This is a genomic window from Legionella sp. km772, assembly GCF_003989735.1.
Taxonomy (GTDB): domain Bacteria; phylum Pseudomonadota; class Gammaproteobacteria; order Legionellales; family Legionellaceae; genus Legionella.
Genome location: NZ_RZGQ01000131.1, coordinates 1 through 7,787, shown reverse-complemented (window position 1 = coordinate 7,787; position 7,787 = coordinate 1). Strand labels below are relative to the sequence as shown.

Below are 7,787 nucleotides of genomic sequence, written 5' to 3'. Positions count from 1 at the left end.
AAGCTCTCCTGGCCTATGGACTTGTGGATAAGCCATTCTGAGAGTAAGGTGAATGAACTAACAAACCGGGAATAGCTCTTATTTTTCCTGAATTTTGTTCCAGATCCCCGGACCTAGCTAATAGAGCTCTTTCTTTTAAATTTAGGAATAAAACCAGTATTTTATGAGTCTGCTTTTAATAAGTATTATGAAGAAGCAGTTTTTGAAAATAAGGCTTTAGAGGATTTTAAACCCGATATTATTTACCTTCATACCACCCACAAAAATATTACGCGCTATCCTCGTCTAAAGGAGACTCCAGAAGAAATTAGCTCCCTTCTGCAACATGAAGAACAACGTTATACCCATATTTGGTCCTCACTCCTTCACTACAACTGCCCAATTATTCAGAATAATTTTGATTATCCTCAATACCGCATTCTTGGGAATTTAGATAATTCCGATCCTCATGGGCGTATTAATTACATCAACCGCTTAAATGGCTTTTTTTCCGACCAAGCTCAAAAGCGAAGTAACCTATATATCCATGACATAAATTATTTAGCGGCAAGTTTGGGGCTCAATCAATGGTTTGACAAACAGCTCTGGTATTCAGCACGTTATGCGCTTAGTTATGAAGCAATTCCCTATCTAGCCCAAAGTCTTGCAGCGCTTATTGGTAGCTTATTAGGGATAGCCAAAAAAGCTCTGGTATTAGATTTAGATAATACTTGCTGGGGAAATCAAATAGGTGAAGAAGGCATAGAGGGGATAGCGCTTGGTTCGGACTCTGCCGAAGCCGAAGTCTATACTGAGTTCCAACACTATCTTAAGCTATTAAAGGAGCGGGGGATTATTTTAGCTGTGTGTTCCAAAAATAACGTGGAGCAAGCAAAAGCGGGCTTTAAACATCCAGACACGGTGTTAACAGAGGACGATTTTGCCACATTCACCGCCAATTGGGAGCCTAAGGATAAGAATTTGGCCCAAATAGCTAACTCTTTAAATCTCCACTTAGATAGCCTGGTCTTTATTGATGATAATCCTGCCGAACGTCAGCTCATTGCTGATAGCCATCCTGAAGTTAGAGTGCCAAATATCGGTAGTAATGCTATTAATTTTATTGAGCATATTGATAGAAATTATTATTTTGAAACTGCTGGTCTTTCCATTGAAGACCTTAATCGCCATGATTTTTATCAGCGCAGATTAGCCAAAAGCCAAGATGAAAAACACTATCCCGATTACGGCGCTTATCTAGATAGTTTGAGCATGACAGCAGAGATCCATCCTTTTTCAGCACCCTATTGGCCACGAATCACCCAATTAATAAACAAGACCCATCAATTTAACTTAACCAATAAACTTTTTACTTTAACTGAAATAGAACGTATTTCCACCAATCCCAATTATCTTAATTTATATGGGCGCCTAGCCGATCTTTATGGTGATCATGGTCTGATTGCAGCACTTATCGCAAGAATTGAAAATAAGGAATGTCATATTGATTCCTGGTTAATGAGTTGCCGGGTTTTTAACAGAACAATGGAACAGGCCATGCTCGATACCCTGGTCAAACAATGCCACTCTTTGGGGGTTATTAGGCTTATTGGCTATTACTATCCTACGCCTAAAAATAGTGTCGTCGCGGATTTATACCAAGATTTCGGCTTTACTTTGAAGCAAAATTTAATTACATATTCCGTTTGGGAATTAGACCTAAATGATTATCGCTCGCAAAGCCATCATATAAGGATTAACCAATGAATCGTGAAACTATCGTTAAAAAAACTCAGGAAGTTTTCCGGGATATTTTTGATGAGCCGTCTTTAGTTATCTACAACGAGATGAGCTCAAATAATCTTGCAAGCTGGGATTCACTCCATCATATTAATCTCTTAATAGCGATTCAAAATGAATTTCAAATTAAATTTGACTTACAAGAGATCCAGCGTTTAAAAAATGTAGGGGCAATTATTGATTTAGTATGGCAAAAACAAGCACAATAATTGGGGCAAGAGGTATAAAGGGTAAGAATAATAATCGCTATAGGACTATATAATTAATTGTGTCCGTTTAACTTTAAATCTAAACTATTCTTATTAGCTTTGATGAGAGGAGCAAAAGATGAGTACCGCATTTATTGGTTTAGATTATATTATTGATATTATGCATCCTAGGGGAAAAATAGCTCGCTGTGCAGCTCAAGCTTCAGAACGTCAAATTATTCTCAAGGCCAACCAAGCCTTGGCTATTGCCCATGAAAAAAACTGGTTACCGATTTTAGTAAAAGTAGGATTTAACGAACATTATCTTGATCAACCCAAAAACTCACCGATGTTTGGCAAGGTCCACGAATTAGGTGCTTTGAACCTTAATGCTGCAGGTACTGCCTTCCATCCCGATTTGCATACTCATAATTGCTTATGCATCATTAAACCCAGGGTAAGTGCCTTTTACGGTACTAATCTTGATGCAGCCTTAAGAGCGAATCAAATTGAACGAGTACTTCTTGCTGGTGTAAGCACCTCGTGGGCAGTCCAAAGCACTGCACGTGATGCCCATGATCGAGATTATCAAGTAAACATCATTGAAGATCTCTGCGCTGCAGGTGATTTAGATGAGCATCAACTCTCTATTAATTTACTTAGTAAAATCGCAAAAATTATTCACCTCGATGATTTAAACAATTTATAATGCAGCATTTTATTAAAAGCATCCATTGGTTAAAAAATGAAATCAGAGGATGGATGCTACTGCGTGGGTTTCTGGTCCTTTTACCTAGTTCCATCCTCTTTATGTGGACCCAAAATTCTTATTGGTTAGAAGTATCTGTGCTAACCATGTCTGCATTGATTGTTGAGGAAAAAATTCAAACGACTATTGTAGGTACTGTGCTTCATGGGCTTGCTGTCACTATTCTTTTTTATTTCCTTTTTTTCACTCACGCCTACCCCCTAGCCTTTATTATGCTAAGTACCCTTGCTGCTATGGCGTTTATTTGGTTAATAAGCAAAGGAGAGCATTTGCGCCCTTTAGGTACATGGATTTTTATTCCTGCCATTATTTTATCGATTGAATTTAGCGCAAAAACCCCACACCTTATTAATTGGCGAGAGGCCTTGATTTTTTTGCCCTATTTGCTGAGCGCTTTATTTCCCGTTTTTTTACTCACTGTTTTTAAACAGATAAAAAACTGGCAACAAGGAGCAAGCATTCCCATAGCAAAACTGGCGTATTTAGCTGATTTTGGTGAAAAAAAACCTTATTTAGAAAGTATGTTTGCGATGGCAATGGGGGTTAGTATTTCGGCTTGTCTGGTGGAGTACCTTCCATTAGATAATGGACAATGGATGATTTGGGGGGTTGGCAGTGTAATTACTGGCGATATTAATACCACTCCACAGAAGTTTCAACAACGGCTATTAGGTGTTTCTATAGGCGTGCCAATTGGTATCTTCTTGGGACAATGTGTTATTCCCTCAACACGATTCGATTTAACCTTAACCACTACTTGTCTTTTTTTAACCTTAGTAGCCTTTCGGCGTTATGTGCTTGCTTATACTCTACGCTGTATCTTTGTAACCACTGCAGTGATGCTCATCACCCACTCTAAATCCATCGCCTTTGAACGCTTTTCACATGTGGTATTGGGAGGCGCAATTGGATGGGGCTGTGTTCTATTTTGCCATTTTTTAAAAATTGAGAAGCACTAGCTAATGCCTGATACTTATAAACGTTCGGGAGACCCTAAAGTCTCCCTGTAAGTACTCAACTAAGTGAATAAAATACCACTTTGTGATCCACCCACGCCAAGCAGTTGCCCTGAAATTGCACCAGGAATAGCAAGCAAGCTAGGCAAATATAGAGTCCAATTAGTACCGTTAACACTTTGATAGGTTAAAGGAAAATAAGTACCTGTCGCAACATAGCCGCCTACCGCTGAACAAACATTATTAATGCAGGATATGCTAATTAATTGTGAGTCGGCACTGGAAGGAAGGCCTGTTGTAGGAGGAAATGACACCGTGGACCAAGTAGCACCCCGGTTGGTACTTGTATAATACACAGCATGCTGCGCATTAGAGGCTTCTCTATAATAACCAACCGCAGTGCATTGATTATCTACACAGCTTACCCCATTCATATAACTTCCTTTATTTCCTGCAGGCAATCCGGCTAAAGAAAATAAATGCACCGAGGACCAGGATAAACCGCCATCCGTACTGACATAACTAAAAGGTATGGTTCTACTAGGTTGGATAGGATCCTCAACCACACCCACCGCAGTACAATTAGTCCCTGCGCAACTTAGTCCCACAATTTTAGCGCCACCAACATAACCGGTAGGCATTCCTGTTTTGGGAGGAAAAATTGGAGCTGACCAGCTTACCCCATTATTGGTGCTGCGATAAAATAAGGGCTGGCGATCACCTAATGCGTCATCATAAAAACCACCCGCTACACAAATTGTCCCCGTGCAACTTACAGTTCCTAAAAACCGCGAGTGATTGGCAGGGAAACCTACTGTGGAAGGGAAATAAGGTTTGGACCACGTGACGCCCGAATCTGAACTCGAATAAGTTAGAGGTTGATGAAGTTGAGCATTATCTTGGTAGCTGCCCACTGTTGAGCAATTACTACCGGAACAACTAATAGCCACCGTTTGAATTTCCGTATTAGGGACCAGAGGTATGCCTTGCAAAGAAAACTTATAAGGCTCAGACCACGTAACTCCACCATCGGCACTGGAGTAAGCTATAGGCAGCTCATTCCCCATATTATCGCCATAAGAACCGACAGTAGAACATAATTTTCCATTACATCCGACCCCGAAAAGGACAGCACCGCCATCAAGTCCCGTGTTAGGAGGCACTGAGGCTGACCAAGTTGCTCCATCATTGCTACTGATATAAGCCAGAGGAGCGGTAATAATTCCAATTTGGTAAAGGCCTACAGCGGTAGAAAGACTAGTAGCTGCAGCACTGCCACTAATTACATTTAAGGAGTGTGCTGGAGTGGGTCCAGCGCAAGTTTTACCCCCAGGAAAACAAACAAATAAATGATGTTGGGGATTAGCATCATTACGATTGACAGCACCTGATATTTTTAATTTTAAGGTGCAGCTTTGGTTAATTGCCCCATGGGGTCCTAAATTAAAAATGCGTTTACAAACGGTTGCATCCGTTGGCTCTATTACTTGGGTTACATGTGGGGGGAGCCACTTAACAAAATTGCCTTTCCGAACGCTTAAGGTATTATTAGTAACTGTATAGGAAGCATACACACTTGCACCCGGACTAACCGCAGTGGGTAGAGTGCCTTGAGGAAGCAGAATAAACGGGGTGGCATAACTGCTTATTGCAGCAAAAAAGCCCAAAAAGCCAATTGAATAATAATATTTCATTGCTAATCCTTTAAATAAGGTTACTCCAAGCTAATAGTTAGCTGTCTTTTTAAATTAAAAAAGTAAATTGTCCCAAAACTTCATTAGTATAAAGATGAGCTTGCGATAAATTATTGAATGTCGGTACCTGATCAATAAACGCATTTCCAAGCTTCGTTTTCCCAAAATCTGCAAATCGATAACCAATACCAATACGCAGTTTGGTCGTTAAATCATAATCAACCCCCAAACCTACTCGGTAAGAAAAAGCCGAGTCCGACCCATTAGTAAACTGATTACTAAAGGTAGTGAAAGGCGGCGTGATATTAACGCGGTAATTGCTCGAAGAGTTTATACCAAGGCCTATACCCACTGAAGCGTAGGGATGAAAAGCGCCGGCTTTATAACTTAGGTTATAAAGAAGTTTATTCTCGAATAAAACTTGCCGAGCTTGAATTTCATATTGGTAGGAAAAATTGTCAACCGATAAGGCATCGATCCCTTGGGCCACCATTCCTTGAGGATGAAATAAAGTGGGTTGATAGTAGCTAAATCCTGATTGTAACAGCCAATTTTGATTTAAACCAAACTCCATAGCCAAAGAGACACCCCACAGAAATTCTGTTTGATTAGATTGAGCTGCGGCATAGTTAAAAAACTCATCTTCAATCGGATTAACGATGGGAATAAATTGCGAACGACCAACGCTGTCACTAAAAGCTGCCCCTCCAGAAAGAGTTGCAGTCCACCGCCAATGACGCGTCTTGTCTACCTCATCTTTCCCTAGTTCATTTTTTTTTATTGCAGCAAAATTTGGGGAAAGCATTAAAGAATTGAGCGCTATAATCGCACCCATTTTATTTATAGTTGACAATTTTTCATCCTTAAAAAATTAATAGGACTAGCAAACCTCTACATGCTCCTAACAAAAAAAGACTACTCTCACTGTTCGCAGCGCATCAGGTTTTACTAAGAAGATACGAGTAAGCTCAAGACCAATAGTCCAAAAATAACTCAATTTAATTGGTTTTTAGCATATTACCTCAAATAACTAAGCATTTATAGCCGTATTTAACGTTTTACGCCCCAATAATTCAAAATTTACCCATACAGATCATTTTCTTTGTTTTTTTTACCTTTTATTGACTTTTTGCTCAAAAAAACAATAATAGACACCATTAATTGAGAGATGATGATAATCCTATGCTAGATAAAGCGACAAAGAACCCTTTAACCAAATCAGGAAACAAGACCTTCAACTTAATTAAGGATTATTTTGTTAATTCCGATGAAAAGGCATTAGCCTGGTTATTGCTAATTGGGACAATTATATCAATAACAGGACTTGTGGCTTTAATGACTGCCTTAAGTTGGTGGTCGGCTGGATTTTGGGCCATATTAACCACAAAGGCCTGGGGGGCTTTCCTTGTCAGCATGGGACAATTTTCTTTATTAGTAAGCGCTTATGTGGGGGTTTATGTTATTAAAGACTATTTGCTGGGAAAATTATCCATACTTTGGCGCAACTGGCTTACTAATAAACTCATCGATGAATTGTTTCATAGTGAAAACAATTACCTTGATTTAAAACGTTTTTCTAATGAAATTGACAACATTGCCCAACGCATTCAAGAGGACAGTAAATCCTTTGTCGAGTTAACACTTAACTTAGGAAGCACCCTGTTACAAGCGGTTCTTGGTTTAGCTGCCTTTGCCAGTACTTTATGGGTAGTTGGTGGTCCTTTATCGTTAAGCCTTTTAGGACTTAATATCGTTATTCCTGGTTATCTATTTTGGGTGGCCTTAATTACAGCCATAGTCGCAACCGGTATTACCCACTTTATAGGTAAATCCCTCGCAGAAACCAATAAAAATGCCGAACGAGCTGAAGCTGATTTTCGTCAATCCCTAGCTGAACTGAATGATGATGCGGAAAATATTGCTGAAGAGCATGCTGAACATTATTATAAAACGGCAATCCAAAATAAAATTAACGATATCAACAACACTGCCCTTCAAAAATTAAATACGCAAACGAAGCTAGTTGGATTTCAAAATTTTTATATGCAAATGGCCCAAGTCTTGCCTACTGTGCTTGCCGCCCCACTGTATTTCGCAGGTCTCATTGAAATTGGACAACTTATGCAAATTAGTATGGCTTTTACCCAAGTCAATATGTCCTTGAGTTGGTTTGTAGGCGCTTATGAAGGACTTTCTAGTTATAAAACCAGCATTCGACGACTTGCTGAATTAGAGCAATCGTTTGAATCAGAAGGAATAGCACTGGCTAATGCCAAAACCATTATTACTCATGTTACGCACGGTCAATTTTAAGCTGCCATATTTTTAAGCTCCTGCCAAGCAATCTGGTTCGCTCTAAGAATCAATTTGTACTTAATAGCAAAGTGATTTAAATGAGTTT

The 7,787-nt window shown here is 39.5% G+C and carries 7 protein-coding genes; 5 read left to right on the top strand and 2 right to left on the bottom strand.

The features are described from left to right. The first annotated feature begins 120 nt into the window (after nucleotides 1-120). The 4 genes from ELY15_RS11720 (at nucleotide 121) to ELY15_RS11705 (ending at nucleotide 3,695) form a co-directional block, all read left to right on the top strand. Complete coding sequence (locus ELY15_RS11720; protein ID WP_127100233.1) at nucleotides 121-1,746, top strand: HAD family hydrolase; 1,626 nt, start codon at nucleotides 121-123, stop codon at nucleotides 1,744-1,746. Next, nucleotides 1,743-1,988, top strand: coding sequence for an acyl carrier protein (locus tag ELY15_RS11715; protein ID WP_127100231.1), 246 nt, complete (start codon nucleotides 1,743-1,745; stop codon nucleotides 1,986-1,988). The genes ELY15_RS11720 and ELY15_RS11715 overlap by 4 nt, the downstream gene beginning before the upstream one ends. A 118-nt stretch (nucleotides 1,989-2,106) precedes the next feature. Next, nucleotides 2,107-2,676, top strand: coding sequence for a cysteine hydrolase (locus ELY15_RS11710; RefSeq protein WP_127100229.1), 570 nt, complete (start codon nucleotides 2,107-2,109; stop codon nucleotides 2,674-2,676). Next, nucleotides 2,676-3,695, top strand: coding sequence for an FUSC family protein (locus tag ELY15_RS11705; RefSeq protein ID WP_127100227.1), 1,020 nt, complete (start codon nucleotides 2,676-2,678; stop codon nucleotides 3,693-3,695). The genes ELY15_RS11710 and ELY15_RS11705 overlap by 1 nt, the downstream gene beginning before the upstream one ends. A 59-nt stretch (nucleotides 3,696-3,754) precedes the next feature. Here ELY15_RS11705 and ELY15_RS11700 read toward each other — a convergent pair whose 3' ends face one another. Beyond that, the gene (locus ELY15_RS11700; protein WP_127100225.1) at nucleotides 3,755-5,386 is read right to left on the bottom strand and encodes a sialidase family protein; all 1,632 of its coding nucleotides are present in this window, start codon (nucleotides 5,384-5,386) and stop codon (nucleotides 3,755-3,757) included. A gap of 49 nt (nucleotides 5,387-5,435) precedes the next feature. Next, nucleotides 5,436-6,239 (bottom strand): outer membrane protein, encoded by an 804-nt coding sequence (locus tag ELY15_RS11695; RefSeq protein WP_233586677.1) that lies wholly within the window; start codon nucleotides 6,237-6,239, stop codon nucleotides 5,436-5,438. 329 nt (nucleotides 6,240-6,568) lie between these two features. Here ELY15_RS11695 and ELY15_RS11690 point away from each other — a divergent pair, with 329 nt between their 5' ends. Beyond that, a complete protein-coding gene (locus ELY15_RS11690; protein WP_158617462.1) occupies nucleotides 6,569-7,699 on the top strand; it encodes an SbmA/BacA-like family transporter in 1,131 nt (376 codons plus the stop codon). Nucleotides 7,700-7,787: the final 88 nt, after the last annotated feature.

Excerpts from the sequence above, each read along its gene's own strand:
- ELY15_RS11715 (WP_127100231.1), top strand. The coding sequence starts at position 1,743 with ATGAATCGTGAAACTATCGTTAAAAAAACTCAGGAAGTTTTCCGGGAT.
- ELY15_RS11700 (WP_127100225.1), bottom strand. The coding sequence starts at position 5,386 with ATGAAATATTATTATTCAATTGGCTTTTTGGGCTTTTTTGCTGCAATA.
- ELY15_RS11690 (WP_158617462.1), top strand. The coding sequence starts at position 6,569 with ATGCTAGATAAAGCGACAAAGAACCCTTTAACCAAATCAGGAAACAAG.
- ELY15_RS11710 (WP_127100229.1), top strand. The coding sequence starts at position 2,107 with ATGAGTACCGCATTTATTGGTTTAGATTATATTATTGATATTATGCAT.
- ELY15_RS11705 (WP_127100227.1), top strand. The coding sequence starts at position 2,676 with ATGCAGCATTTTATTAAAAGCATCCATTGGTTAAAAAATGAAATCAGA.